The sequence below is a fragment of the Bacteroides sp. D20 genome (assembly GCF_003436255.1).
Lineage (GTDB): Bacteria > Bacteroidota > Bacteroidia > Bacteroidales > Bacteroidaceae > Bacteroides > Bacteroides uniformis.
Genome location: NZ_QSOO01000017.1, coordinates 73,525 through 99,498 on the forward strand (window position 1 = coordinate 73,525; position 25,974 = coordinate 99,498).

Consider the following 25,974-nt stretch of genomic DNA (forward strand, 5'->3'; position numbering starts at 1 on the left):
TTGATATTGAATTACAAAGATTTATTTCATATAGCAATACTACTGATTTCCTCTCCGGCTCGTGCCTGGGAGGAAATTAGTTTAGAGGATAGGCGAAAAGTATTTACTGCTTTTGTCTATCCTATGATTGGTTTATGCGGGTTGTCCGTTTTCATCGGCTCTTTGATGAAGATGGGATGGGACGGGCCGCAAAGCTTTCAATATGCCATGACACAATGCTGTGCGGTGGCTGTATCCTTGTTTGGAGGATATTTTTTGGCAGCCTATCTCATCAATGGGTTGCGTGTCCGCATGTTTATGCTGGACAGTGATATTCCTTTGGCGCAACAGTTTGCAGGTTATGCACTGGTAGTGGTGTTCATGCTGAGGATTGTTATCGGCATATTGCCTGATTTCGGCATTATGGCTCTGTTGCTCCAATTCTATATCGTGTATGTTGTGTGGGAAGGAAGCAAAAAGGTGATGCAGATAGCGGAAAAAGACCGTTTGCGTTTCACCATTCTTTCTTCTATTTTGTTAATAGCTTGTCCGGTGGCCATTGAATGGATATTCAATAAGCTGACGGTAGTGCTAAACTGATAAATGTTATGAAACAAGCTCCTGTAAATATAAAGAATAAGCGTGCTACGTTCGATTACGAACTGACGGACACCTATACGGCCGGCATTGTGCTTACGGGCACAGAAATCAAGTCCATCCGGTTGGGGAAAGCAAGCTTAGTCGATACGTTCTGTTACTTTGCCAACGGCGAATTGTGGGTGAAGAACATGCATGTGGCCGAATACTTCTATGGTTCGTACAACAACCACAATGCACGCAGGGAGCGCAAGCTTTTGTTGAATAAGAAGGAACTTGAAAAACTGATGCGCGGCACGAAAGATCCGGGTTTCACCATTGTTCCCGTGCGCTTGTTTATCAATGAAAAAGGGCTGGCCAAACTTGTGGTGGCACTTGCCAAAGGTAAGAAGCAATATGATAAGCGCGAATCACTGAAGGAAAAAGATGACAAACGCGATATGGCGCGTATGTTTAAAAGATAATATGAGTAAACTTGGTAGTTTGGTGCGTGAGCGCATCCTTATTTTGGATGGTGCAATGGGCACCATGATACAGCAATACAACTTGACAGAGGGAGATTTTCGGGGTGAACGCTTCTCGCAGATTCCCGGACAGATGAAAGGTAACAATGACTTGCTTTGTCTGACACGCCCCGATGTGATACAAGACATTCACCGCAAGTATCTGGCGGCAGGTGCAGATATTATCGAAACAAATACATTCAGTTCCACCCGCGTCAGTATGGCCGATTATCATGTGCAGGACTATGTGCGTGAGATGAATCTTGCCGCAGTGCGCCTGGCACGCAAAGTGGCAGATGAGTTTACTTCTCTTACTCCCGACAAACCCCGTTTTGTGGCAGGCTCCGTAGGACCGACGAACAAGACCTGCTCCATGAGTCCCGATGTGAACAATCCGGCCTTTCGTGCCTTGAGCTACGATGAACTGGCCGATGCCTACCGTGAGCAGATGGAAGCATTGCTCGAAGGTGGTGTGGATGCTTTGCTGATAGAAACCATTTTTGATACGCTGAATGCCAAGGCTGCTATTTTTGCCGCCGGGCAGGCGATGGAAACTGTAGGAGTTCATGTACCCTTGATGCTCTCTGTGACTGTTTCTGATATTGGAGGGCGTACTCTGTCGGGACAAACTTTGGATGCTTTTCTCGCCTCCGTGCAACATGCCGATATTTTTTCAGTTGGGTTGAACTGCTCCTTTGGCGCCCGCCAGCTGAAACCTTTCCTGGAGCAGCTTGCTGTCCGTGCACCTTATTATATCAGTGCTTATCCCAACGCCGGACTGCCCAACAGTTTGGGCACATACGACCAGACTCCTGCCGATATGGCACATGAAGTAAAAGAGTATATCCATGAGGGATTGGTGAATATTATCGGTGGTTGTTGCGGAACGACAGATGCCTACATTGCCGAGTACTCCTCGCTGATTGCCGGTGCAACGCCCCATCAGCCGGTTCCCAGACCGGAAAATCTTTGGCTCTCCGGGCTTGAACTTCTGGAAGTGAAGCCGGAAAACAACTTCGTGAATGTGGGTGAACGCTGCAATGTGGCAGGTTCGCGCAAATTCCTGCGTCTGATTAATGAAAAGAAATACGACGAGGCGCTCAGCATCGCTCGCCGGCAGGTGGAAGACGGTGCGCAGGTCATCGACATCAATATGGATGACGGACTGCTGGATGCCCGGACAGAGATGACGACTTTCCTCCATCTGATAGCTTCGGAACCGGAGATTGCCCGTGTTCCCGTCATGATAGACTCCTCTAAGTGGGAAGTGATTGTGGCCGGATTGAAATGCTTGCAAGGCAAGTCCATCGTCAACTCCATCTCCTTGAAGGAGGGGGAAGATAAATTCCTGGAGCATGCGCGTACCATCAAGCAATATGGTGCGGCGACCGTGGTGATGGCTTTTGATGAAAAAGGGCAGGCAGACACGTACGAACGTAAGATTGAGGTCTGCGAACGGGCATACCGTCTTTTGGTGGACAAGATAGGTTTCAATCCCCATGATATAATTTTCGACCCGAATGTACTTGCCGTGGCAACCGGTATGGACGAGCACAACAATTATGCTGTAGACTTTATCCGTGCCACCGGATGGATACGCAAGAATCTGCCCGGTGCGCATGTCAGTGGAGGAGTGAGTAACCTTTCCTTCTCTTTCCGCGGCAATAATTACATTCGCGAGGCGATGCATGCCGTATTCCTTTACTATGCCATCCGCGAGGGCATGGATATGGGTATCGTCAATCCGGCTACCTCCGTTCTTTACACCGATATTCCCGCTGATATATTGGAGCGCATAGAGGATGTGGTCTTGAACCGTCGTCCCGATGCTGCTGAGCGCCTGATAGAAACTGCCGAACGCTTGAAAGCGGAAGCAGAGGCGGCAAAAACTTCCGGAGGAGAGCGGCAGGCTGCCGCCCATTCCCAACTTGCCTGGAGAGAGGAGACTTCTGTGGAAGAGCGGTTGAAGTACGCCTTGACAAAGGGTATCGGCGATTATCTGGAAGAAGACCTTGCCGAAGCGCTGAAGCTGTATCCCAAGGCTGTTTCCATCATTGAAGGTCCGTTGATGGCAGGCATGAATCATGTCGGCGACTTGTTTGGGGCAGGCAAGATGTTCCTGCCGCAAGTAGTGAAGACGGCGCGCACCATGAAGAGGGCGGTTGCCATCCTCCAGCCCGTAATCGAGTCGGAGAAAGAAGAAGGTGCGACTGCTGCCGGGAAGGTACTACTGGCTACGGTGAAAGGTGATGTGCACGACATTGGCAAGAATATAGTCTCGGTAGTAATGGCATGCAACGGCTACGAAATAATAGACCTTGGCGTCATGGTGCCTGCCGAAACCATTGTACAGCATGCCATAGAGGAAAAGGTAGACATGATAGGATTGAGTGGCTTGATAACCCCTTCGCTGGATGAAATGGTGCATGTAGCCATTGAGCTGGAAAAGGCAGGTCTGGACGTTCCTCTGCTGATAGGTGGTGCCACGACTTCACCGCTTCACACAGCTCTGAAAATTGCTCCGGTCTATCATGCTCCCGTAATCCATCTGAAGGACGCTTCACAGAATGCTACAGTAGCAGCCAAGCTGATGAATCCTAAGACAAAGGAGGAGCTGGAAGAAGAACTGCATGAGAAGTATCGGCAGTTGTGCGAAAAGAACCGGGAGAAACAAGTGACAACCGTTTCCCTGGAAGAAGCGAGAAAGAACAAACTGAATCTGTTTTAAATAGGAAGGAAAATAAGGATTAGGGATTAATCCTTAATCCCTATTTTTTTATCTTCTTCTTGTATTGCTCGAAGCGTGACGTAATATCCCTTACGAAGTTATAAGTTTCAATGCCACGGAAATAGCCGTTTTTGCAGACGGGGTCGGTGAAGTATTCCTCATTGCTTTTTAGCAGAATGAAGTTTTCTACATTATCACGCCAGACATATTTGTTTTTGCCGTATTTTTCGGCCAGTGCCATGGCATCCAGCACATGGCCGATACCGGAATTATAAGATGCCAGCACAAAGTTGATGCGTTCTTCCTGGGGTATCTTGGAAAAACTTTTGGCTGTGGCGCCTATGTATTTCACGGCAGCCTTTATACTCTCTTCAGGGTTCTGTTCCTTTCCTTCGGGTAGCCCCATAGCCCTGGCTGTGACAGGCATCAGTTGCATCAGCCCCCTGGCACCGGCCCAGGATACGGCGGTGGAGTCGAAGTTGGACTCAGTATATGCCAGAGACGCCAGCAGGCGCCAGTCCCAGTCTATCTTGGGAGCATATTTCTTGAACAAATCATCGTAATGGGAAATTTTTCCTTCGCGCAGGGAGAGGATAGGAGAGTGGGGAATGGCCTTGCCGATTTCAAAATATCGTTTCATACTTGCCGTATAGGCAGGTGAAGTCATATTCTCCTCGTGCCATTTGTTGGCGGCGGCTGCCAGTTGCGGACAGTCTTTCCGGACTGCCCACGATGCACGCTGGTCAAAGCTGATGGAGAGTCCGATATTCAGGTTGGGGTAATAGGTCGTATTAAGCTGTGCCACATCATTGTCTGCTACGGTATAGGGGATTTTCCCTTGTGCCACTTGGGTGATGAGGTCTTCTGCACTGATACTGTCGTTGGTCACTTTATGGATGTGGATACCTCCTCCGAGCTCTTCGTCCAGATTGACCAGCCGTTCATAATATTTTCCGGGCTTCACATATACATCTTTCCCGATGAGTTCCGTTACGTCTTTCAGTGGTTTGGTGCGTCCGCCGTTACGTTGCACGATGACTTGGTGCGTGATGACCTCTTCGCCGCAATAAAGCAGGCTGTCTTTCCATTCCTTGGTGATGGGAAGGTTGTAGGCTATGAGGTCTCCCTTGCCTGCCAGCAACTTCTCTATGAGTTCGTGCACATTCCGGGCTACCTCTATTCTCAGCTTCACTCCCAGGCTCTTGGCAAACTGTTCGCTCAGCTCATACTGGAATCCCATGTCCTGGCCACGGTAGATGAAGTAGGAAGTGGAACTGTACAGTGTCAATACGACCAGTTCTCCGCTGTCCTTTATCTGTTGCAGGTCATCCGCTTCTTCTTTTTCGGCAGGATGTCCTCCACGGCATCCTGCGATGCAGCACAACAACAACAGCAAGATAATTGGGACGGGAGAATTGATAATGGATGATTTATGTCTGGCGAAAGAAAACAGGCTGTTCATATCTCATAGGGTTTAGTGCGTTCTTAATCCTCCATTATCAATTCTCCATTACAAATTAACTCCCCAAGTGCTTCTTGATGTACATGGTCAATATATCAATGGCCACCTGGTTGTTTCCGCCTTCCGGCACAATGAGGTCGGCGTATCGTTTGCAGGGCTCTATGAATTGCTGGTGCATGGGTTTTAGTATGCGTGTATAGCGCTCCATGACGGCTTCGGCCGTGCGTCCGCGTTCCACCACGTCACGCTGGATTACACGAATTAGGCGTTCGTCGGGGTCAGCGTCTACAAATATCTTGAGGTCCATCATGCTTCGCAGCTTCTTGTCGCACAAGGCAAGGATACCTTCTATGATGATGACTTCCCGGGGCTCGATATGGATGGTTTCGGGCTGCCGGGTACACGTCAGGTATGAGTAGGTGGGCTGTTCTATGCTTCTTCCTTCGCGCAGCATGGCGACATGCCTGGAAAGAAGGCTCCACTCGAAAGCGTCGGGATGGTCGAAGTTGATGTTCTGCCGTTCTTCCACGGGCACATGGCTGCTGTCCTTGTAGTAAGAGTCTTGTGGCAACAATACCACTTCACCAGCCGGTAGGCTTTCGATAATTTTACGTACGACGGTGGTCTTTCCCGAGCCGGTTCCGCCTGCAATTCCTATTATTAACATCCGTTTAAGTGTATATTTGAAACAAAACCAGTATTTTTGCAGTTGTTAAAACAGCCGCTTAGGCTGACAAATATAGTGATAAATCATTTAAATGGCAAAGTTATGGTAAAGCACATTGTATTATTTAAGTTAAAAGATGAGGCACCGGCTGACGAAAAGTTGGCTGCGATGAACAGTTTCAAGGCAGCTATCGAAGCGCTTCCGGCTAAAATATCCGTTATCCGCAAGATTGAAGTCGGATTGAACATCAATCCTGCCGAGGCTTGGAGCATCGCTCTTTACAGTGAGTTCGATACGTTGGATGACGTGAAATACTATGCTACCCATCCCGACCATGTAGCTGCCGGCAAGCTTATCGCTGCTGTGAAAGAGAGCCGTGCCTGCGTGGACTACGAGATAATTGAAAATTAAAAATTAAATCAGAGAACATGAAGAAATTACTGTTCCCTTTCGTTCTGTTGCTCTTCGCTGTGGCGGTGCAGGCACAGATACAAGACCCCGTCAAGTTCAATTCCGAACTGAAGATTTTGGCTGCCGATGAAGCGGAGGTCGTTTTTACGGCTGCTATTGACAAGGGCTGGCATGTCTATTCCACCGACTTGGGCGATGGAGGGCCTATCTCGGCGACTTTCAATGTGGAGAAAATATTCGGAGCGGAAGTGGTTGGCAAACTGAAGCCCGTAGGCAAGGAAATCTCTACTTTCGATAAGTTGTTCGAAATGAAGGTGCGCTATTTTGAAAATACGGCCCAATTTGTGCAGAAGCTAAAATTGACGGGTGGTGCCTATCAGCTGGAAGGATATCTGGAGTATGGCGCTTGCAACGATGAAAATTGTCTGCCGCCCACACAAGTGCCTTTCCAATTCTCCGGTAAGGTAGAAGGGGCTGCCAAAGAAGCTGCTGCCGCTACGGCTGAAATGAAAGCCGAAACACAGTCCGCAGAGCAGGAGACTGCCGCCGATACGGTTTCTGTGGCTGCTATTGGCGGTGCGGACGGGCCGACGGAAATCAATGTGACGGACAAGGTGGACCTCTGGAAGCCGGTCATCAATGAATTGCAATCTTTGGGCGAAACTACTTCGCAGGAGGATATGTCCTGGATTTATATCTTTATTACCGGATTTGCCGGCGGACTGTTAGCGCTCTTCACCCCTTGTGTATGGCCCATCATCCCGATGACTGTCAGCTTCTTCTTGAAGCGTAGCAAGGATAAGAAGAAAGGCATCCGTGATGCATGGACGTATGGTGCTTCCATCGTAGTGATTTATGTGACGCTCGGACTGGCCATTACGCTGATTTTCGGAGCCAGCGCACTGAACGCACTCTCTACGAATGCAGTATTCAATATCCTTTTCTGCCTGATGCTGGTGGTGTTTGCGGCTTCCTTCTTCGGAGCGTTCGAGATAACGTTGCCCTCCAAGTGGAGTACGGCTGTAGACAGCAAGGCCGAGGCGACAAGCGGTTTGCTCAGCATCTTCCTGATGGCATTTACCTTGTCGCTGGTATCTTTCTCCTGCACGGGACCCATTATCGGATTCCTGCTGGTGCAGGTTTCCACGACGGGCAGCGTGGTGGCTCCCGCCATCGGCATGCTGGGCTTTGCCATAGCTTTGGCATTGCCTTTCACGCTGTTTGCCCTGTTCCCGTCCTGGCTGAAGTCCATGCCCAAGTCCGGTGGATGGATGAACATCATCAAGGTGACGCTCGGCTTCCTGGAGCTGGCCTTTGCCCTGAAATTCCTTTCGGTGGCCGATTTGGCTTACGGCTGGCGCATCCTCGACCGTGAAACGTTCCTTGCTTTGTGGATTGTACTTTTTGCACTGCTTGGTTTCTACTTGTTGGGCAAAATCAAGTTCCCGCACGATGATGACGATACGAAGGTCAGCGTGCCCCGTTTCTTCATGGCGTTGGCCTCGCTGGCGTTTGCGGTGTATATGGTTCCCGGTTTGTGGGGAGCGCCGTTGAAGGCGGTCAGTGCCTTTGCGCCGCCCATGCAGACGCAGGATTTCAACCTTTACAATAATGAGGTGCATGCCAGGTTCGACGATTACGACCTCGGTATGGAGTATGCCCGCCAGCATGGCAAGCCCGTGATGCTCGACTTCACCGGCTACGGCTGCGTGAACTGTCGTAAGATGGAGCTTGCCGTATGGACCAACCCGAAGGTGAGCGACATCATCAACAACGACTATGTGCTTATCACGCTCTACGTGGACAACAAGACCCCGCTTCCTTCTCCCGTGAAGATTGTGGAGAACGGCACGGAACGCACGCTGCGCACCGTAGGCGACAAATGGAGCTATCTGCAGCGTGTCAAGTTCGGCGCCAATGCGCAGCCCTTCTACGTGCTGATTGACAACGAAGGCAAGCCGCTCAACAAGTCCTACTCCTACGACGAGGATATACCTAAGTATATCGAGTTCCTGCAGACCGGACTGGAGAATTATAAGAAAGAGAAATAAATAGAACTGGAAAAAGGATGCTTGTAAAAAGGCATCCTTTTTTCACTAAATCCCCTTTTTGTATGAAACACATTATAGACATTGATGCTTGGGAACGCCGGGATAACTACGGCTTTTTCCGCAATTTTGTAAATTCCTGGTATTCCGTCACCACAGAGATTGACTGCACGGAAGCCAGTGCTGCAGCCCGGGCTGCAAAGCGCTCCTTTTTCCTTTATTATCTGTATGCTGTGGTGCGTTCGGCCAATGAAGTCGATGAACTCCGTTACCGTACCGACAAGGAAGGCCGGGTTGTTTTTCACGACCGGGTGGACATCATTTCTCCGATAGCCGTTCCTGGGAAAACATTCTATACCGTGCGCATTCCCTATTACGAAGACTTTGAACGTTTCTATGCCGAAGCCTACGCCTTGATAACAAACATGCCCGAGGACGGTGACCCTTATGGAGCCGAAAAGATTCTTGCCGAGCAAGGCGATTACGATGTGGTCCATCTGAGTGCGGTTCCCAAAATGTATTTCACCTCGATAACCTATACACTTGCCGAAGCAGGCAACGGTTGCAGTTATCCGTTGATGACTGCCGGCAAGGCTGTATCCCGCGAAGGTCGTCTGGTATTTCCTCTTTCCATCTATGTGAACCATGCTTTTGTCGACGGTTCTCATTTGACCTCCTTCTTCGGAAAGGTGGAGGAGTATTTGAAAGAGATTTCACATAAATGAATCACCCCAAATAAATAATCTATGAAACGCTTATAAGGGTGTTTTTTCATGCTACAAATATATATGATGCCATACATATATGGCAACTTTGAGTTGTTTTTTGTATCTCGGTTTCTGTTTTTTAAGTATCATTGAAAAATCGGAAATGTGCAGACAAGATTTGTAGTATTACAGAATTGTTACAGAATTTATCCTTACCTTTGACACTTTAACAGAATAAGCGTATGGTAAGTAATATATCTTCATGCACGAAAGTACTTGTTTTGCCGATAGTTCTATGGGTTGTTTCGTCTTTTTCCCTGCGGGCGCAGGAGAAGGATTTTGCCACTTGGGCGAATGCCGGTTTCGAATATAAGTTGAAGCCAGCATTTACTGTTTCCGGTGGGCTGGAGTGGCGTACAAAGGATGATTTGGGAAAGACAGACCGGTGGGGGCTGAAGGTGGGGGGAAGCTATAAGCTGTTGCCTTTCCTGAAGCTTGGAGCTGGGTATGAGACGCATTACCGCAATCGGGGGGCAGATGGCTGGAAGTTCCGGCACCGCTACCGTTTGGAAGGCACTCTGTCTGCCCGTGTGCAAAGGGTGAAACTGTCCTTGCGTGAGCGCTTTCAGCATACGTTCGATGGGCATAGAGATGAGTTCCGCTTGCGCTCGCGTGCGAAGTTTGCCTATGACATTCCGAAGTGCAAGCTGGAACCGTATGCTTCGGCCGAGATGTATAATGGTTTGAATAAGACAGAGCACTTCGGAGTAAAGCGGATGCGCTATCGTGGGGGTATTACGTTGCCCTTGTCCGAGCGCTGGGAGGCGGACATCTTCTATTGCAGGCAATGGGAGAAGGATAAGCGGAAGGATATAGTAGGGGTGGAGTGTGTTTATAGCTTTTGAGGGGAGATGAGGGCTGAAAGCCTTTTTTTACTTTTTGTTCTTCCGGTACTCCTTTTTCAGATAAAAGTTGAATCCGGCATATATTTGGAGGGTGCCGAACCCGTTGTTCAGGGAGAAACTGTTTTTGTAGTAGTCGTATGTCCGTCCTACGAATGAGGTACCCACGAAGTATTTGCTGTTGTTGTATACCACACCTGCACGCAGAATGAAGTCGATATTGAAATTCTTGTACCAGTCGTCCGCTTCCCGCTCTTCTGTCTTCTCTATGCGTGATGTCTTGTAGGCGACAGCCGGATTGAACGACAGGCATGCGAGGCAGTTGCGGGCAAACACCCAATTGTAGGCATAGCCGGCGTTGAGGCTGATGTTCGTGTATTTGATATGTTTCACCTTCATACCCGGGTTCATGGTTTCCTGAATGATTTCGGGCAGCTTGGTATAGTCGAAGTTCAGATTGTGGGTGGATACGGAGAATCCGGCAATGAAAGAACCTGCATTGCAGCGCTGGTTGGTGGACTGGCTGAAGGCGGCTGGATAGGAGAAACGTCGATTGTTGAAAATGTAATACAGATTTAATCCCTTCATCTTTACTTTCAATCCGTTGAAGTCTTCGGAATAATTGGAGGGAATCTCGTCGGAAAAGCCGGATACCTTGTGTATCTTATAGTCGTTTCCGGTGCTGCGATAGAAAATGTCGACTCCCAGTTTGGAACTGTAAAGACTGAGATCAAACTCCGTACCGCGCTTTTTCTTGCTTTTCTTTCCGTAGAGCCAGTCCGTATCGACAGCCCATCCCAGGAATATCCAACGCCATCCGAAGTAAGCGCCTATCTTGTTGTGAGGGTTGGGCGAGAAACGGAGCCGCTGGTCGTCATTGCCCACGGAGTAATACTCGTAATTGGTGAAATGGTCGAGCATCAGGGCGTAATTGTATCGGTTGGGACTGATATAGGTAGTGTCGAAGTCGCTGAAGTTGAGGAATTTCTTCAATGCTTTTCCGAAGGTGTTTTTATATACGATGCTGTCGCATGCGACAGAACCGTTCTCCTTGTTTTGCGCAAACAATGAGAATGTAAATAATATCCATAAGCAGAAAAAGGCCCCTCTTTGCATCTTGTTGTTCTCTCTCATTTATACAAAGCTAAATAAAATAACCGGTTTTTGAACAGTATCCCGCTAATTTTTCTCTGAAAAAGGCATCAATAATTTGTAGTTCTCAATCGGAATGACTAATATTGAACGTCTTATTGAGAGACTTTATGAATCAAAACCAGATAAAGAAGAATACGATATGAAGAAGATTATCAATCCGTGGAAAGATATGGAGGGCTACAACTGTTTCGGTTGCTCTCCCGACAATGAAGCCGGTGTGAGAATGGAGTTTTATGAGGACGGTGACGAGGTGGTGAGCATCTGGAAGCCGCGTCCGGAGTATCAAGGGTGGCTGAATACGTTGCATGGAGGCATCCAGTCCGTATTGCTGGATGAAATCTGCGGCTGGGTCGTGTTCCGCAAGCTGCAGACCGGCGGGGTGACATCGAAAATGGAAACCCGCTTCCGCAAATCCATATCGACCAACGACACGCATGTGGTGCTGCGGGCTTCGCTTCGCGAGCAGAAGCGGAATATTGCTATCATAGAAGCACGCCTGTATAATAGCATGGGCGAACTTTGCACAGAAGCCACTTGCACCTACTTTACCTTTCCGAAGGAGAAGGCGGAAGCGGAAATGCATTTCCATAGCTGCGAAGTAGAGCAGGAGGAAATATTGCCGTTGATTTAATTGTTTCACCACAGATTACACAGATTTGCATAGATTGGAATAAAAATAATCTGTGCAAATCTGTGTAATCTGTGGTGAACTAAGATGAATTTGAAAGAAAAAATAAACTTTTTGTGATAAATCTTTTGGAGTTTCAAACTTTTAGTTTACTTTTGTCGCATTAAAATCCAAAAAATATGAAGAATATCGTTGCACATCATCACCATCATCATCCTAACGAATAACTCGGTGGGCGTATGAGTGTATATGTACAACAGATGACATAACAGACGAGGCTTGCCGAATATTGGTAAGCCTCGTTTTGTTTTCTGTCATCTCATTCAAAATAGTAAATAGTAAATCGTAAAATAGTAAATAACCTTATGTTAAGAATTGCAGTACAAGCTAAGGGTCGTCTGTATGACGAGACCATGTCGTTTTTGGGAGAATCGGATATAAAGTTGAGTGCCATGAAGCGCTCGTTGTTGGTGCAGTCGTCAAACTTTCCTCTTGAAGTGTTGTTTCTGAGGGATGACGACATTCCGCAGTCTGTGGCTACCGGAGTGGCTGATATAGGAATTGTGGGTGAGAATGAATTTGTTGAGAAGAATGAGGATGCAGAGATAATCAAGCGTCTGGGATTCAGCAAATGCCGTCTGTCTCTTGCCATGCCGAAGGATATTGAGTATCCGGGGGTGAAGTGGTTTCACGGAAAGAAGATTGCGACATCTTATCCGGGTATCCTTTCCGGCTTTTTGAAAGAGAATGGGGTGAATGCGGAGATACACGTCATTACGGGGTCGGTAGAAGTGGCGCCGGGCATCGGTCTGGCAGATGCCATTTTCGATATTGTAAGTTCCGGTTCTACGCTGGTGAGCAACCGCCTGAAGGAAGTGGAGGTTGTGATGAAGTCCGAAGCCCTGCTGATTGGTAACAGGAACCTGAGCGAGGAAAAGCAAGGGATATTGAGGGAGCTGTTGTTCCGTATGGATGCCGTGAAGACTGCCGAAGATAAGAAATATGTGCTGATGAATGCCCCGAAAGAGAAACTGGATGAGATTGTCTCTGTACTTCCGGGCATGAAGAGCCCCACGGTAATGCCTTTGGCACAAGAAGGCTGGTGCTCGGTACATACGGTACTCGACGAGAAGTGTTTCTGGGAGATTATCGGAAAGCTGAAAGCGCTGGGGGCAGAAGGCATTCTGGTGCTGCCGATTGAGAAAATGATAATTTAAAGCCTCGAGGATGTGTCAAAAGTATATAAACGCTTTCTTTATGTTACGACATTAGGTACGAATTACGCGAAATAGCGCGGAATCGGTAAAATAAATCCGTGAAATCCGCGTAATCAGCGCCTAAAAGAAAGTCTTCAGAGAGTTTTGACACACCTCCAATAATATCATGGTTTATGCATAAATCTTTAAAAACATGTCATTATGATATTGATTAGTAATCCCGATAAATCCCAGTGGCAAGAGATTCTGAAACGTCCGGTGATGAATACGGAGAATCTGTTTGATACGGTGCGGAGTGTTATTGACCGTGTGAAGGAGGAGGGAGACCCTGCTGTGCTGGATTATGAAGAAAAGTTTGATAAAGTGGTGTTGGCCTCGCTGGCAGTGTCGGAAGAGGAACAGCAGGAAGCGGAAAACCTGGTGAGTGAAGACTTGAAAGCAGCTATTCGCCTGGCAAAGCAGAACATCGAGACTTTCCACGCCGCACAACGCTTTGAGGGCAAGAAAGTGCAGACTCAGCCGGGGGTGACCTGCTGGCAGAAAGCGGTTGCCATAGAAAAGGTGGGATTGTATATCCCCGGAGGAACGGCTCCGCTGTTTTCTACGGTACTGATGCTGGCCGTTCCCGCCAGGATTGCCGGATGCAAGGAGATTGTTCTCTGCACCCCTCCGGGACGTGACGGAAAGGTACATCCCGCTGTGCTGTTTGCCGCAAAAGTGGCAGGTGTCAACCGGATTTTCAAAGCTGGCGGCATACAAGCCATTGCCGCTATGGCATACGGAACGGAAAGTGTGCCTAAGGTTTACAAGATATTCGGTCCGGGAAATCAGTATGTCACGGCTGCCAAACAGCTTGTGAGCTTGCGTGATGTGGCGATAGATATGCCGGCAGGACCTTCGGAAGTAGAAGTTTTGGCTGACGAAACAGCTAATCCGATTTTTGTCGCCGCCGACTTGTTGAGCCAGGCAGAACACGGAGTGGACAGTCAGGCTATATTAATTACGACCTCTGTCGAATTGCAACAAGCTGTAAAGGTGGAAGTGGAACGCCAACTGGCCTTACTGCCACGTAAAGAGATTGCCGAAAAGTCTCTTGCCAATAGCAAACTGATTGTAGTGGACAGCATGACAGAAGCCATTGAATTGACCAACGCGTATGCTCCCGAACATCTTATCATAGAAACCGAGGATTATCTTTCCGTGGCAGAACGTATCGTGAATGCCGGTTCCGTATTCCTGGGTTCTCTTACTCCGGAGAGTGCGGGAGATTATGCTTCGGGCACAAACCATACCCTGCCGACAAACGGCTATGCCAAAGCATACAGCGGTGTCAGCCTCGACAGCTTTATCCGCAAGATAACTTTTCAGGAGATAAAGCCGGAAGGATTAAATATCATCGGCCCTGCCATCGAGCTGATGGCTGCCAATGAACAGCTGGATGCGCATAAGAATGCTGTGAGTGTGAGACTGGGGCAGTTGGAAAATGGAAATGGAAATTGAAAGTTGAAAATTGAGAGCTGATGGCTTAAAGTAATTTTAATCGTAAATTGTCAAATCATAAATAACATGGTGAAAACATTACAAGAACTTACCCGTCCGAATATCTGGCGTCTGAAGCCTTATTCTTCAGCACGTGATGAATATAATGGTGCTGCGGCATCCGTTTTTCTCGATGCAAACGAGAATCCTTATAACATGCCGCACAACCGTTATCCCGACCCCATGCAGCGGGAGTTAAAGACAGAATTGTCTAAAATTAAAAAGGTGAGTCCCGATTCCATCTTCTTAGGGAATGGCAGTGACGAAGCTATCGATTTGGTGTTCCGTGCTTTTTGTGAACCCCGTGTGGACAATGTAGTGGCTATCGACCCTACCTACGGCATGTATCAAGTCTGTGCCGACGTTAATGATGTGGAGTACCGCAAGGTGCTGCTCGATGAGGATTTCCAGTTCTCTGCCGACAAGCTTTTGGCTGCTGCGGATGAGCATACCAAACTGATTTTTATCTGCTCTCCCAACAATCCTACCGGCAATGACCTGCTCCGTAGCGAGATTGAAACGCTGATTCGCCAGTTTGATGGGTTGGTGATACTGGATGAGGCATACAATGACTTCTCCGAAGCACCTTCCTTCCTCGAAAATTTGAATCGGTATCCGAATCTCATTGTACTGCAAACCTTCTCCAAAGCATGGGGATGTGCTGCCATCCGTCTGGGCATGGCATTTGCCTCACCGGAGATTATCGGCATCCTCAGTAAGATAAAATATCCCTATAACGTGAACCAGCTGACACAGAAGCAGGCAGTGGAAATGCTTCACCGCTATTATGAAATAGAACGTTGGGTGAAGACCTTGAAAGAAGAACGGGAGAATCTGGAAGCCGAGTTCGCCGCACTGCCATGTACGGTGAAGATGTTCCCTTCCCATGCCAATTTCTTCCTGGCCCGTGTGACGGATGCCGTGAAGATTTACAATTATCTGGTAGGCAAGGGTATCATTGTCCGCAACCGTAACTCCGTGTCACTCTGCGGAAATTGCCTGCGGGTGACGGTGGGAACGAGAGGAGAGAATGAAAAATTGATTGAAGCGCTGAAGGAATATATGTAGAAGGAGTTAAAGGGAGTAAAAGGGGGGTAAAGGGATTAAAAGGGAGTTAAAGGCCGATACTGCTGTTCTATACAAGTAATGCTTATGCAAGCAAAACTACCGGCCTCTAACTCCTCTAACTCCTTCTGCCTCCTTCTAACTCCCGATAACTCCCTTTATTCCCTCAAAAAAATATCCTTTAAAATGAAGAAACTACTTTTTATAGACCGTGACGGGACTTTAGTCATTGAGCCGCCCATTGATTATCAGCTGGACTCCCTGGAGAAGCTGGAGTTCTATCCGAAAGTGATGCGCAATCTTGGCTTCATCCGCAGCAAGCTGGATTTTGATTTTGTAATGGTGACCAATCAGGATGGGCTCGGCACAACTTCCTTTCCGGAAGAGACCTTTTGGCCGGCACACAACCTGATGATGAAGACATTGGAAGGCGAAGGCATCACCTTCGACGACATCTGCATAGACCGCAGCATGCCCGACGACAATGCACCGACTCGCAAGCCGCGTACCGGAATGCTTACCAAATACCTCGATAACCCGGACTACGATTTGTCCCACAGTTTCGTCATTGGCGACCGGCCTACGGATGTGGAACTGGCAAAGAATCTGGGCTGCCGCGCCATTCTTCTGCAAGATGACACGGCGTCATTGAAACCCGTTTCCGAAGGTGGCGGTGCCGCTTGTGACGGACTTGAAGATTACTGCGCCCTCGCCACCAGGGATTGGGATAAGGTTGCCGAATTCCTCTTTGCCGGTGAGCGTACGGCGGAAGTACGTCGCACTACCAAGGAGACAGATATATACGTATCCTTGAATCTGGATGGTGACGGGCATTGTGACATCGCGACCGGACTGGGCTTCTTCGACCACATGTTGGAACAGATAGGCAAGCACGGCGGCATGGACCTCACCATCCGTGTGAAAGGTGACCTTGAAGTGGACGAGCATCACACCATCGAAGATACCGCCCTTGCTCTGGGCGACTGCCTTTATCAGGCCTTAGGAAGCAAGCGGGGCATTGAACGCTATGGCTATGCCCTTCCTATGGACGATTGTCTTTGCCAAGTGTGCCTTGACTTTGGCGGACGCCCGTGGCTGGTATGGGATGCCGAGTTCAAGCGCGAGAAGGTGGGAGATATGCCGACGGAAATGTTCCTGCATTTCTTCAAGTCCTTGAGCGATGCTGCCCGGATGAATCTTAATGTAAAAGCCGAAGGACAGAACGAACATCATAAGATAGAGGGCATCTTCAAGGCGTTGGCACGTGCGCTGAAGATGGCGGTGAAGAGGGATATTTATCACTTTGAACTGCCAAGCTCGAAAGGAGTGTTGTAGAATCGTGCAGACAACTGCTGCAAAGTTACTGCATACCTTTTGCAGTGCTGCTGCAAAGCAGTTGCAGTGACGCTGCAAGGCTTTTGCAGAGCCACTGCAGATGTATTGCAGAGCTACTGCAAATGTATTGCAGAGTTTTGCAGTTGTATGTCTCTGATTAATAGATAAGTAGTGTTATGTCACATTTAGCCCCTTTGATAGCTGATTTAGCTCTGATATTGATTTGTGCGGGGATTATGACCCTGCTTTTTAAGAAGTTGAAGCAACCGCTGGTATTAGGATATGTAGTTGCAGGATTCCTTGCCAGCCCTCACATGGCCTATACACCGTCGGTGATGGACACGGCTAATATACAGACCTGGGCGGATATAGGCGTTATCTTCCTGCTGTTTGCACTGGGATTGGAATTCAGCTTCAAGAAGATTGTGAAGGTGGGAGGCGCGGCGATTATTGCTGCGTGTACCATCATCTTTTGTATGATATTGTTGGGTGTGACGGTAGGTACCGGTTTCGGCTGGAAACGGATGGACTGTATCTTTCTGGGCGGTATGATTGCCATGTCATCCACCACTATTATCTATAAGGCGTTTGATGATTTGGGGATGCGCAAGAAACAGTTCACGGGGCTGGTACTCAGTGTGCTTATTCTGGAGGATATTCTTGCCATCGTATTGATGGTGATGCTCTCCACGATGGCAGTCAGCCATAACTTCGAGGGTACGGAGATGCTGGGGAGCATTGCCAAACTGCTGTTCTTCTTGATACTTTGGTTCGTGGTGGGTATTTACCTCATCCCCGGATTGTTGAAGCGGTGCCGGAAGCTGATGAGCGAGGAAACCTTGCTGATAGTCTCTCTCGGACTCTGTTTCGGCATGGTGGTGATGGCTGCACATACGGGGTTCTCGGCTGCTTTCGGTGCCTTCATCATGGGTTCCATTCTTGCCGAAACGGTAGAGGCAGAGAGCATAGAACGGCTGGTGAAGCCGGTCAAGGACTTGTTTGGCGCCATCTTCTTCGTATCGGTCGGCATGATGGTAGACCCAGCCATGATTGTGGAGTATGCGGGACCTATTGTCGTGATTACTTTAGCGGTTATCCTCGGGCAATCCCTTTTCGGGACGCTGGGTGTGCTGCTGGCGGGGCAACCGCTAAAGACAGCCATGCAGTGCGGTTTCAGCTTGACGCAAATCGGTGAGTTTGCCTTTATCATAGCTTCGCTGGGCGTGTCGCTGCATGTCACCAGCCATTTCTTATATCCTATTGTGGTGGCGGTGTCTGTCATCACCACTTTCCTCACTCCTTATATGATTCGTTTGGCAGACCCCGCTTCCAATCTTGTGGATACGCATTTGCCGGAAAAATGGAGAAAGTTCTTGACCCGTTATGCTTCAGGTTCGCAGACGATGAACCATGAAAGTCTGTGGAAGAAACTGATATTTGCACTAGTCAGGATTACGGTTGTATATTCTATCATTTGCGTGGCGGTGATAGCTTTGGCGTTCCGTTTTCTGGTGCCTTTCGTGCACGACAGTCTGCCCGGGGTATGGGGCTCTTTGTTGGCTGCCTTTATCATCATTCTGTGTATAGCTCCGTTTCTGCGTGCTATCATGATTAAAAAGAATCATTCGGAGGAGTTCGTGACTTTATGGAAAGATAACCGTGGAAACCGGGCGCCGTTGGTGGCTACCATTGTACTGCGTCTGCTGCTGGGTGTTTCGTTTGTCATGTTCGTTATAGCCGGTTTATTCAAGATGTCTGTGGGACTGGTATTTGGAGTGGCGGTGTTGCTGGTGACTTTAATGATACTCTCCCGCCAGTTGAAGAAGCAGTCCATCATGATAGAGAGGACATTCTTCCAGAATCTGCGGTACCGCGACATGCGTGCCGAGTATATGGGAGAGAAGAAACCGGAGTATGCGGGGCGTCTGCTGTCGCGCGACCTGCACCTGACGGATTTTGAAATCCCCGGCGAGTCGGCATGGGTGGGCAGGACATTGGCGGAGCTGAATTTCGGAAAGAAATACGGCATCCATGTGGTCTCCATCCTTCGGGGCAAGAAACGGATTAATATTCCCGGAGCGTCTGTCCGCCTTTTCCCGCAGGACAAGATACAAGTGATTGCCACGGACGAGGAACTGAACATCTTCGGCAAGGAGATGGATAAGGTGTCTGCCATGAATACGGATGTGATAGAGAAGAGCGAGATGATTCTACGCCAGTTCTGTGTGGACGGGCAGTCTCCTTTCCTGAACAAGACCCTGAAGGAAGCAGGGATACGCGAGAAGTATCACTGCCTGATTGCCGGTGTGGAGCGGGGAGGGGAGACCCTGCATGCTCCCGACCCGCATGAACCTTTTGTAGAAGGCGATGTGGTATGGGTTGTAGGCGAGAGTGCCGATGTGTACGAATTAGTCAGTCAGAAAGGCGAAGGTTTCGACATGGAGGTGTGACAAAACAAAAAAGCATCTTACTTCTTGATAGTTTTTAGGCACACCTTCATAGTCGTTAATCAGAGCTTGTTTAGTATTTTGTCCATTACCCAGTTAGTCAGAGTGGCGCTTTCACCGTCACAGCCGCAGACTGACTTGCCCAGCAGGTGGTCTACCACTGCCTGTATAAGCGGTTGCTGGACGTAGGTGGGATTTTCGACAATGATTTCCTCACGCCCTCTTTCTGTGTGCAGCGCAATGGGGTCATAGGTGAATACGGAGAAACAAATCATGCCTTTGTCTCCAATGATTTCTATACGGTCTTCGCGGGCGGATTCGTGGGCGACGAAACACCAGGAGCCGCTGCCTACTAGTCCGCTGTCAAACTGGAAACATGCGCTTAGGGTGTCTTCGGCAGGATATAGTCTGCCACGGTTGCTCTTGTAGCCGCTAGCTTCGAGGATACATCCGAAGATTTCCTGCAGCAAGTCTATCTGGTGGGGCGCAAGGTCATAGAAGTATCCTCCGCCGGCAATGTCCGGCTGCACGCGCCACGGCAGGTTTTCCTTGTTATGGTCGAGGTCGCGGGGAGGCTGGGCGAAGCGGATTTGAATGTTGATGATGTTGCCAATATGTCCCTCCTCTACCAGTGACTTTACCTTCAGGAAGTAGGGCAGATAGCGGCGGTAGTACGCAACAAAACATGGAACACCCGTTTCTTTGGAAATGCGGTTGATGCGGCAGCACTCTTCGTAGGTAACAGCCATCGGCTTCTCTATGTAGACCGGTTTACCTGCCTTCATGGACATGATGGCGTACGTAGCATGTGAAGAAGGAGGAGTGGCAATGTACACGGCGTTCACCTCTTCGTCGTCAATCAGCTCCTGGGCATCGTCGTACCATTTAGGAATCCCTCTTTCCTTGGCGTAGGTTTTGGCCTTGTCGCCATTTCGGCTCATGACGGCCACTACTTCGGAGTTCTCTATTTTCTGGAATGCCGGTCCGCTTTTGTATTTGGTCACTTCTCCGCAACCGATGAATCCCCATTTAATTATTCTCTCGCTCATAATCTTTCCCTTATTTTTACTCTTCCTCAAAATCGAATTCAAAGTCGAAATCATCCAGAAATTCCGGTTCTGTAAATTCTTCCAGACTCCGGCGGTCTTTTTTCGTTGGTCTTCCGGTACCTTTGGCACGGTTGACGAAACCGCTAATACGGCTCATCTCCAGCAGTTCATACTGTTCCGGAGTCGTTACATTCTCCATCATTTCGGCAACAAGCTTTGCGCCGACACGCTTTTCGATGGTTTGCAGTACTTTGAAGGAATAGGTGACGGGGGGCTTGCGCACCTGGATGACATCTCCCGGCTTCACCGTACGGGCAGCCTTTGCCAGTGCGCCGTTGATGCTGATGCGCCCTTTTTTGCAGGCTTCGGCGGCTATGGTACGCGTCTTGAAGATGCGCACGGCCCACATCCATTTGTCAATTCTGGCTTCGTTCATTTCTTGTTATATTGATTCATGGTGATATCTATTCCCGCCAGGCAGAAACTTTTGATGATTTCTCCGGCTGTTTCCAATCTCTCGCCCATTGTTTTCCAATCTTCATCGGTAAAATGTCCCAGCACATAGTCAATCTGCCCACCACGGGGAAAGTCATTGCCGATGCCGAAACGCAGGCGTGCATAATTCTGGGTGCCCAGCGTTGATGCAATATGCTTAAGGCCGTTATGTCCCGCATCGCTTCCCTTACCTTTCAGGCGCAGTGTGCCGAAAGGCAGTGCCAGGTCATCTACCACTACCAACACATTCTCCAATGGAATGTTTTCCTTTTGCATCCAGTAGCGTACGGCGTTGCCGCTGAGGTTCATAAAGGTGGAAGGCTTCAGCAGTAACAGTTGGCGTCCCTTGACTGACAGTGTTGTGGTGAAACCATAACGTCCGTCGGTAAAAGTGGCACCCGCTGCTTTGGCCAGAGCATCTACTGCCATGAATCCGATGTTATGGCGGGTTTCGTGATATTCGGGGCCGATATTGCCCAATCCTACAATTAAATATTTCATAGTCAGTGCTTCCTGTTTATGAGGGTGTTAAAACTAGTATTCACCACAGATTACACAGATTTGCACAGATAGACATCTTTGATTATCGGTACATTAAATTCATTCTGTGTTAATCTGTGTAATCTGTGGTGAATTATACACTCTCGTGAGCCGTAAAAAGAACGCGGATTATCGCAACTTTCCGCGGAAATCAGTATGAAATCTGCGTTGGCTGCGTTAATCCGCGTTCCCGAATATTTAGTCTTTCTTGGAAAGAATCGATTAGTTGCCTGCAGCAGCAGCGGCACCTCTTGCAGCACGAGTCAGCTTAACGGCGCATACAACAGCTTCTTTGGCATTCAGCAATTCCAATCCTTCGTATTGCAATTCGCCAACTTTAACAGTCTTACCAAGTCCCAAGTGGGCAACGTTGATAATCAGTCTTTCAGGAATTACGTTATACAAAGCTCTTACTTTCAGCTTACGCATCTGGAGTACCAGCTTACCACCGGCCTTAACACCTTCTGCCAAACCTTCCATCTGTACCGGAACTTCCATAACGATAGGCTTAGCCTCGTCGATTTGATAGAAGTCAACGTGCAGGATAGTATCCTTTACGGGGTGGAATTGGATATCTTTCATGATAGCGTTTACTTTCTTGCCATCAATCACCAAGTCAACTACGTAGATGTGCGGAGTGTAAACCAAGTTACGCAGACCCTCTGCAGGTACAGTGAAGTGAACATTTTCACCTGCACCATAAAGTACGCAAGGTACACCGTTGTTTTTACGAATAGCTTTCAAAGCTCTTGCTTGTTCCGAAGAACGTTCTGCAATAGTTCTTGCAGTTCCTTTTACTTCAATTGATTTCATTTTAAAAAATTTTGTGTTACTCTAAATTAAGTAAATTTTTTGCTTAATTCACCATCACACGATGTGGCTTGCCACACGATGTTGCAAAAAAGCGGTGCAAAAGTACAGCTTCTTTTTGAATTATCAAAAGGTTATAACTTAAAATTCAATGTCTATCTTGATTTCTCCTTCCAATGAAGACGCTTTTTCCTCTTTCGGCAGTTCTTCTTTTCCCGTTTCGGGACTTTCAGCCTCTTCGTCAGTGGTATGTCTTGTATAGCAGCCTTGCTGTTCCTGGATGAAGCCGATGGCTTGCTGAAGTCCGTTCATGAACTTTTCAAAATCCTCTTTGTATAGAAAGATTTTGTGCTTTTCGAAACTTACCTGCGAGTCGTCTCCTTCGCCCATCACAATCTTCTTGCTTTCCGTGATGGCGAGAAACATTTCGTCTTTTCTGTTTTTCTTGACGTCTAAATAGTAGATGCGCTTACCTGCTTTGATGGATTGGGAGAATACAATCTCCTTGTCGTTCATGTCCGCTGCGTTTTTCTTCTTAAAGTCTTCCATATTATAATAGGTCTCAATTTTGATATTATCACCTTAAAACTTGTATCTCGTAGCTTTTAGCTCTTTATCGGGCTCAAAATTGACGATTTTTTTTAAACTGTCAAAAGAAAAAGACCGGATAATCAATATCTGCATTAAAAAATGTGATTTATTTATGTAAACTCATTAAAAATGCCTACTTTTGCGCCTTGTTAAAACACTAGTATTTACTTTAGAATTATGATCAACAGAGTTCTTATTCGTCTTAAGATTATACAGATTGTATATGCTTATTATCAGAATGGCAGTAAAAATTTAGACTCAGCGGAGAAAGAATTGTTCTTTAGCCTTTCAAAGGCATACGACCTCTACAACTACCTGCTGATGCTGATGATAGCTTTGACGAACTACGCACAAAAACGTATTGATGCGGCAAAAGCTAAGCTGGCTCCCACTGCCGAGGAGCTGTATCCCAACATGAAATTTGTGGAAAACAAGTTCATAGCCCAGTTGGAAGTGAACAAACAATTGACGGAATTCATTGCCAACCAAAAGCGCACGTGGGCCAATGATGAAGACTTTGTCAAGGGATTGTATGAGAAAATTGTGGAATCAGATATATATAAGGAATATATGGCTTCTTCGGACAATTCTTACGAATACGACCGTGAATTGTGGAGAAAGCTGTATAAGACTTTTGTCTTCAACAACGAAGCCTTGGACAATGTGCTCGAAGACCAGAGCCTCTACTGGAATGACGACAAGGAGATTGTGGATACTTTCGTACTGAAAACCATCAAGCGCTTTGAAGAGAAGAATGGTGCCAATCAGGAACTTCTACCAGAGTTCAAGGATGAGGAAGACCAGGAATTTGCACGCCGTTTGTTCCGCCGTGCCATCTTGAACTGCGACTATTACCGTCACCTCATCAGCGAGAATACGCGTAATTGGGACTTGGACCGTGTAGCCTTTATGGATGTTGTTATCATGCAGTGTGCCTTGGCCGAAATCTTGAGTTTCCCGAACATTCCGGTGAGTGTTTCGTTGAACGAATATGTCGATATTGCCAAAGTTTACAGCACGGCCAAAAGTGGCAGCTTCGTGAACGGTACATTGGATGGAATAGTTAATCAATTAAAAAAAGAAGGTAAGTTAACGAAAAACTAATACCTTTGTTTAATAATAGAAACCAAAACTGAGTATTTATGAACTTAATGACTGTATTCTTCCTGCAAGCTCCTGTTGCAGGCCCTGCTGGTGGTGGTAGCATGATGTGGATTATGCTGATAGCCATGTTCGTTATTATGTATTTCTTTATGATTCGTCCTCAAAACAAGAAGCAAAAGGAAATCGCAAACTTCCGTAAATCGCTTCAAGTGAATCAGAAAGTAATCACAGCCGGTGGCATCCATGGTGTTATCAAGGAAATCAACGACAATGATGTGGTGCTTGAAATCGCTTCCAACGTTAAGATTCGTATAGACAAGAATTCTATTTTTGCTGCAGCTGCTGATGCGAATAGCAGTCAGGCATCTAAATAATAGAAATGTGAGCCTATGTTTGAACGTAGGAACATACAACGTACATATCTGAAGATATCAAGAGAAGTGAAGGACTTTCTGCTTAGCGATAAAAGCAGAGAGTTCTTCATTTTTTTGTTTTTCTTCTTTGTGGCTGGTGGCTTCTGGCTCTTGCAGACCTTGAACAACGACTATGAGGCGGACTTTTCTATACCGGTGCGGCTGAAGGGAGTGCCCAATAATGTGGTGATTACCTCTGAACCTGCTTCAGAACTCCGTATCAAGGTAAAGGATAAGGGAACGGTACTGCTCAACTATATGTTGGGAAAGAGCTTTTATCCCGTTATTCTCGATTATGCCGATTATAAGGGCGTGGATAATCAAGTAAGGATATATCCCTCGCAGTTTGAAAAGAAAGTGCTGAACCAGCTGAATGCCTCTACCCGCCTGCTTTCCATGAAGCCGGATACATTGGAGTACATCTATTCGACGGGAGCCTCCAAACTGGTGCCGGTGAAGCTGCGCGGCACGCTGAGTGCCGGACGTGAGTATTATCTTTCGGATACGATATTCAGTCCCGATTCCGTATTGGTGTATGCGCCGCAAGGCGTGCTGGATACGATTGCTGTTGCCTATACGCAACCGGTGAAGCTGGAAGATATATCGGATACCTTGAGGCAGCAAGTCCCCCTGCGTATCCAGAAAGGTGTGAAGTTTGTGCCTTCTTCCATTGAGATGATGCTTCCGGTGGATATTTATACGGAAAAGACAGTGGAGGTGCCGTTGCGTGGCGTTAACTTTCCTGCCGACAAGGTGCTGCGCGCTTTCCCTTCCAAGGTGCAGGTCACGTTTCAGGTTGGTCTGAGTCATTTCAGGCAGATTAACGCTGATGATTTTCATATTTACGTGTCCTATGAGGAACTGCTCCGTCTGGGTTCCGACAAGTATACGGTAAAGATTAAGAATCTGCCGAAAGGGGTGAGCCAGGTACGCTTCAATCCGGCACAAGTGGATTTTCTGATAGAGCAAGTTTCTCCTGATTATGGCGATTAAGATAGGTATAACCGGTGGTATCGGTAGCGGAAAGAGTATGGTATCCCGGCTGTTGGAAGTGCTGGGTGTTCCCGTCTATATCTCGGACTTGGAAACGAAAAGGTTGATGGCATCCGATTCATTGATCCGCGAGGAATTGTCAGCTTTGCTTGGTGCGGAAGTGTATGCCGGTGGCACGCTGAACAAGCCTTTGTTGGCGTCTTATCTTTTCGGTAGTCCGGAGCATGCCAAAGAAATCAACTGTATTGTGCATCCTCGTGTAAAGGAGGATTTCAGGCGGTGGACACAATGCCGCACCGCTTTTCCCATTGTCGGTATAGAATCGGCCATTCTGGTCGAAGCGGGGTTTGCGGGTGAAGTGGATGCTATTGTTATGGTCTATGCGCCCGAAGAGGTGCGCATTTTACGTGCCGTCCGGCGGGATGCTTCCTCGCGCGAATTGATAGAAAAGCGTATTCGTAGCCAGATGAATGACGAAGAAAAGCGTAAATATGCAGATTTTGTCATTGTAAATGACGACGAAACTCCATTAATACCCCAGGTTTTAGAACTAATCGGTTCGCTATCTGAAAAAATGTACTATCTTTAA

25 protein-coding genes are annotated in these 25,974 nt (G+C 47.8%); 17 read left to right on the forward strand and 8 right to left on the reverse strand.

Annotated elements, in window-relative coordinates:
• Positions 1–6 precede the first annotated feature (6 nt).
• From DXD78_RS16445 to metH, 3 genes are read left to right on the forward strand one after another with little or no spacing between them, the layout of a single operon-like run.
• Positions 7–579 (forward strand): Yip1 family protein, encoded by a 573-nt coding sequence (locus DXD78_RS16445; protein WP_005832772.1) that lies wholly within the window; start codon positions 7–9, stop codon positions 577–579.
• A gap of 8 nt (positions 580–587) precedes the next feature.
• Positions 588–1,040 carry an SsrA-binding protein gene (smpB, locus tag DXD78_RS16450; protein ID WP_005831836.1) on the forward strand — a complete coding sequence of 151 codons (453 nt, stop codon included), beginning with the start codon at positions 588–590 and terminating at the stop codon, positions 1,038–1,040.
• Between the two features lies 1 nt (position 1,041).
• Positions 1,042–3,807 (forward strand): methionine synthase, encoded by a 2,766-nt coding sequence (gene metH, locus DXD78_RS16455; protein WP_009038110.1) that lies wholly within the window; start codon positions 1,042–1,044, stop codon positions 3,805–3,807.
• 40 nt (positions 3,808–3,847) lie between these two features.
• Here metH and DXD78_RS16460 read toward each other — a convergent pair whose 3' ends face one another.
• Both DXD78_RS16460 and udk read right to left on the reverse strand, forming a co-directional pair.
• A complete protein-coding gene (locus tag DXD78_RS16460) occupies positions 3,848–5,269 on the reverse strand; it encodes a transglycosylase SLT domain-containing protein (protein WP_172679925.1) in 1,422 nt (473 codons plus the stop codon).
• A gap of 55 nt (positions 5,270–5,324) precedes the next feature.
• Positions 5,325–5,936, reverse strand: a complete 612-nt coding sequence (udk, locus tag DXD78_RS16465) for a uridine kinase (protein WP_005831829.1) — start codon at positions 5,934–5,936, stop codon at positions 5,325–5,327.
• Positions 5,937–6,038: 102 nt separating this feature from the next.
• Between udk and DXD78_RS16470 the strand changes: the two genes are divergently transcribed.
• The 4 genes from DXD78_RS16470 to DXD78_RS16485 all read left to right on the forward strand — a co-directional run bounded on the left by DXD78_RS16470 (position 6,039) and on the right by DXD78_RS16485 (position 10,007).
• Positions 6,039–6,347: a Dabb family protein gene (locus DXD78_RS16470; RefSeq protein WP_008665385.1), complete on the forward strand. Its 309-nt coding sequence runs from the start codon at positions 6,039–6,041 to the stop codon at positions 6,345–6,347.
• A 17-nt stretch (positions 6,348–6,364) separates the two neighbouring features.
• A complete protein-coding gene (locus DXD78_RS16475) occupies positions 6,365–8,398 on the forward strand; it encodes a cytochrome c biogenesis protein CcdA (protein WP_009038114.1) in 2,034 nt (677 codons plus the stop codon).
• A 62-nt stretch (positions 8,399–8,460) separates the two neighbouring features.
• Complete coding sequence (locus DXD78_RS16480) at positions 8,461–9,120, forward strand: CatA-like O-acetyltransferase (protein WP_034529567.1); 660 nt, start codon at positions 8,461–8,463, stop codon at positions 9,118–9,120.
• 224 nt (positions 9,121–9,344) lie between these two features.
• The gene (locus DXD78_RS16485) at positions 9,345–10,007 is read left to right on the forward strand and encodes a DUF2490 domain-containing protein (protein ID WP_005831821.1); all 663 of its coding nucleotides are present in this window, start codon (positions 9,345–9,347) and stop codon (positions 10,005–10,007) included.
• Between the two features lie 27 nt (positions 10,008–10,034).
• Here DXD78_RS16485 and DXD78_RS16490 read toward each other — a convergent pair whose 3' ends face one another.
• Entirely contained in the window at positions 10,035–11,138 is a 1,104-nt protein-coding gene (locus DXD78_RS16490) for a DUF4421 domain-containing protein (protein ID WP_005831819.1), read from the reverse strand.
• A 160-nt stretch (positions 11,139–11,298) separates the two neighbouring features.
• On the opposite strand from DXD78_RS16490, the gene DXD78_RS16495 reads away from it, so the two are divergent.
• The 6 genes from DXD78_RS16495 to DXD78_RS16520 all read left to right on the forward strand — a co-directional run bounded on the left by DXD78_RS16495 (position 11,299) and on the right by DXD78_RS16520 (position 19,393).
• Positions 11,299–11,790: a PaaI family thioesterase gene (locus tag DXD78_RS16495; protein WP_005832726.1), complete on the forward strand. Its 492-nt coding sequence runs from the start codon at positions 11,299–11,301 to the stop codon at positions 11,788–11,790.
• 362 nt (positions 11,791–12,152) lie between these two features.
• A complete protein-coding gene (gene hisG / locus DXD78_RS16500; protein ID WP_008665397.1) occupies positions 12,153–13,004 on the forward strand; it encodes an ATP phosphoribosyltransferase in 852 nt (283 codons plus the stop codon).
• Positions 13,005–13,205: 201 nt separating this feature from the next.
• Entirely contained in the window at positions 13,206–14,504 is a 1,299-nt protein-coding gene (gene hisD, locus DXD78_RS16505; RefSeq protein WP_009038116.1) for a histidinol dehydrogenase, read from the forward strand.
• A gap of 66 nt (positions 14,505–14,570) precedes the next feature.
• Entirely contained in the window at positions 14,571–15,611 is a 1,041-nt protein-coding gene (hisC, locus tag DXD78_RS16510; protein ID WP_008665401.1) for a histidinol-phosphate transaminase, read from the forward strand.
• Between the two features lie 183 nt (positions 15,612–15,794).
• The gene (gene hisB, locus DXD78_RS16515; protein WP_009038117.1) at positions 15,795–16,943 is read left to right on the forward strand and encodes a bifunctional histidinol-phosphatase/imidazoleglycerol-phosphate dehydratase HisB; all 1,149 of its coding nucleotides are present in this window, start codon (positions 15,795–15,797) and stop codon (positions 16,941–16,943) included.
• Between the two features lie 176 nt (positions 16,944–17,119).
• Positions 17,120–19,393 carry a cation:proton antiporter gene (locus DXD78_RS16520; RefSeq protein WP_009038118.1) on the forward strand — a complete coding sequence of 758 codons (2,274 nt, stop codon included), beginning with the start codon at positions 17,120–17,122 and terminating at the stop codon, positions 19,391–19,393.
• Positions 19,394–19,452: 59 nt separating this feature from the next.
• Here the strand turns inward: DXD78_RS16520 and DXD78_RS16525 are convergent, their stop codons facing one another.
• The 5 genes from DXD78_RS16525 to DXD78_RS16545 all read right to left on the reverse strand — a co-directional run bounded on the left by DXD78_RS16525 (position 19,453) and on the right by DXD78_RS16545 (position 22,833).
• Positions 19,453–20,439: a Gfo/Idh/MocA family protein gene (locus tag DXD78_RS16525; protein ID WP_009038119.1), complete on the reverse strand. Its 987-nt coding sequence runs from the start codon at positions 20,437–20,439 to the stop codon at positions 19,453–19,455.
• Between the two features lie 16 nt (positions 20,440–20,455).
• Complete coding sequence (locus DXD78_RS16530; RefSeq protein ID WP_009038120.1) at positions 20,456–20,875, reverse strand: RNA-binding S4 domain-containing protein; 420 nt, start codon at positions 20,873–20,875, stop codon at positions 20,456–20,458.
• On the reverse strand, positions 20,872–21,435 hold the full coding sequence (gene pth / locus DXD78_RS16535; RefSeq protein WP_005831801.1) for an aminoacyl-tRNA hydrolase: 564 nt from the start codon (positions 21,433–21,435) through the stop codon (positions 20,872–20,874). The genes DXD78_RS16530 and pth overlap by 4 nt, the downstream gene beginning before the upstream one ends.
• A 261-nt stretch (positions 21,436–21,696) precedes the next feature.
• Entirely contained in the window at positions 21,697–22,287 is a 591-nt protein-coding gene (locus DXD78_RS16540) for a 50S ribosomal protein L25/general stress protein Ctc (RefSeq protein ID WP_005831799.1), read from the reverse strand.
• A 138-nt stretch (positions 22,288–22,425) separates the two neighbouring features.
• Positions 22,426–22,833: a PUR family DNA/RNA-binding protein gene (locus DXD78_RS16545; RefSeq protein WP_005831798.1), complete on the reverse strand. Its 408-nt coding sequence runs from the start codon at positions 22,831–22,833 to the stop codon at positions 22,426–22,428.
• Positions 22,834–23,052: 219 nt separating this feature from the next.
• On the opposite strand from DXD78_RS16545, the gene nusB reads away from it, so the two are divergent.
• From nusB to coaE, 4 genes are read left to right on the forward strand one after another with little or no spacing between them, the layout of a single operon-like run.
• Positions 23,053–23,979, forward strand: a complete 927-nt coding sequence (gene nusB / locus DXD78_RS16550; RefSeq protein ID WP_005831796.1) for a transcription antitermination factor NusB — start codon at positions 23,053–23,055, stop codon at positions 23,977–23,979.
• Positions 23,980–24,017: 38 nt separating this feature from the next.
• On the forward strand, positions 24,018–24,353 hold the full coding sequence (gene yajC, locus DXD78_RS16555) for a preprotein translocase subunit YajC (protein ID WP_009038121.1): 336 nt from the start codon (positions 24,018–24,020) through the stop codon (positions 24,351–24,353).
• Between the two features lie 15 nt (positions 24,354–24,368).
• Positions 24,369–25,385 (forward strand): YbbR-like domain-containing protein, encoded by a 1,017-nt coding sequence (locus DXD78_RS16560; protein ID WP_005831792.1) that lies wholly within the window; start codon positions 24,369–24,371, stop codon positions 25,383–25,385.
• The gene (coaE, locus tag DXD78_RS16565; RefSeq protein ID WP_034529571.1) at positions 25,375–25,974 is read left to right on the forward strand and encodes a dephospho-CoA kinase; all 600 of its coding nucleotides are present in this window, start codon (positions 25,375–25,377) and stop codon (positions 25,972–25,974) included. Before DXD78_RS16560 ends, coaE begins: the two co-directional genes overlap by 11 nt.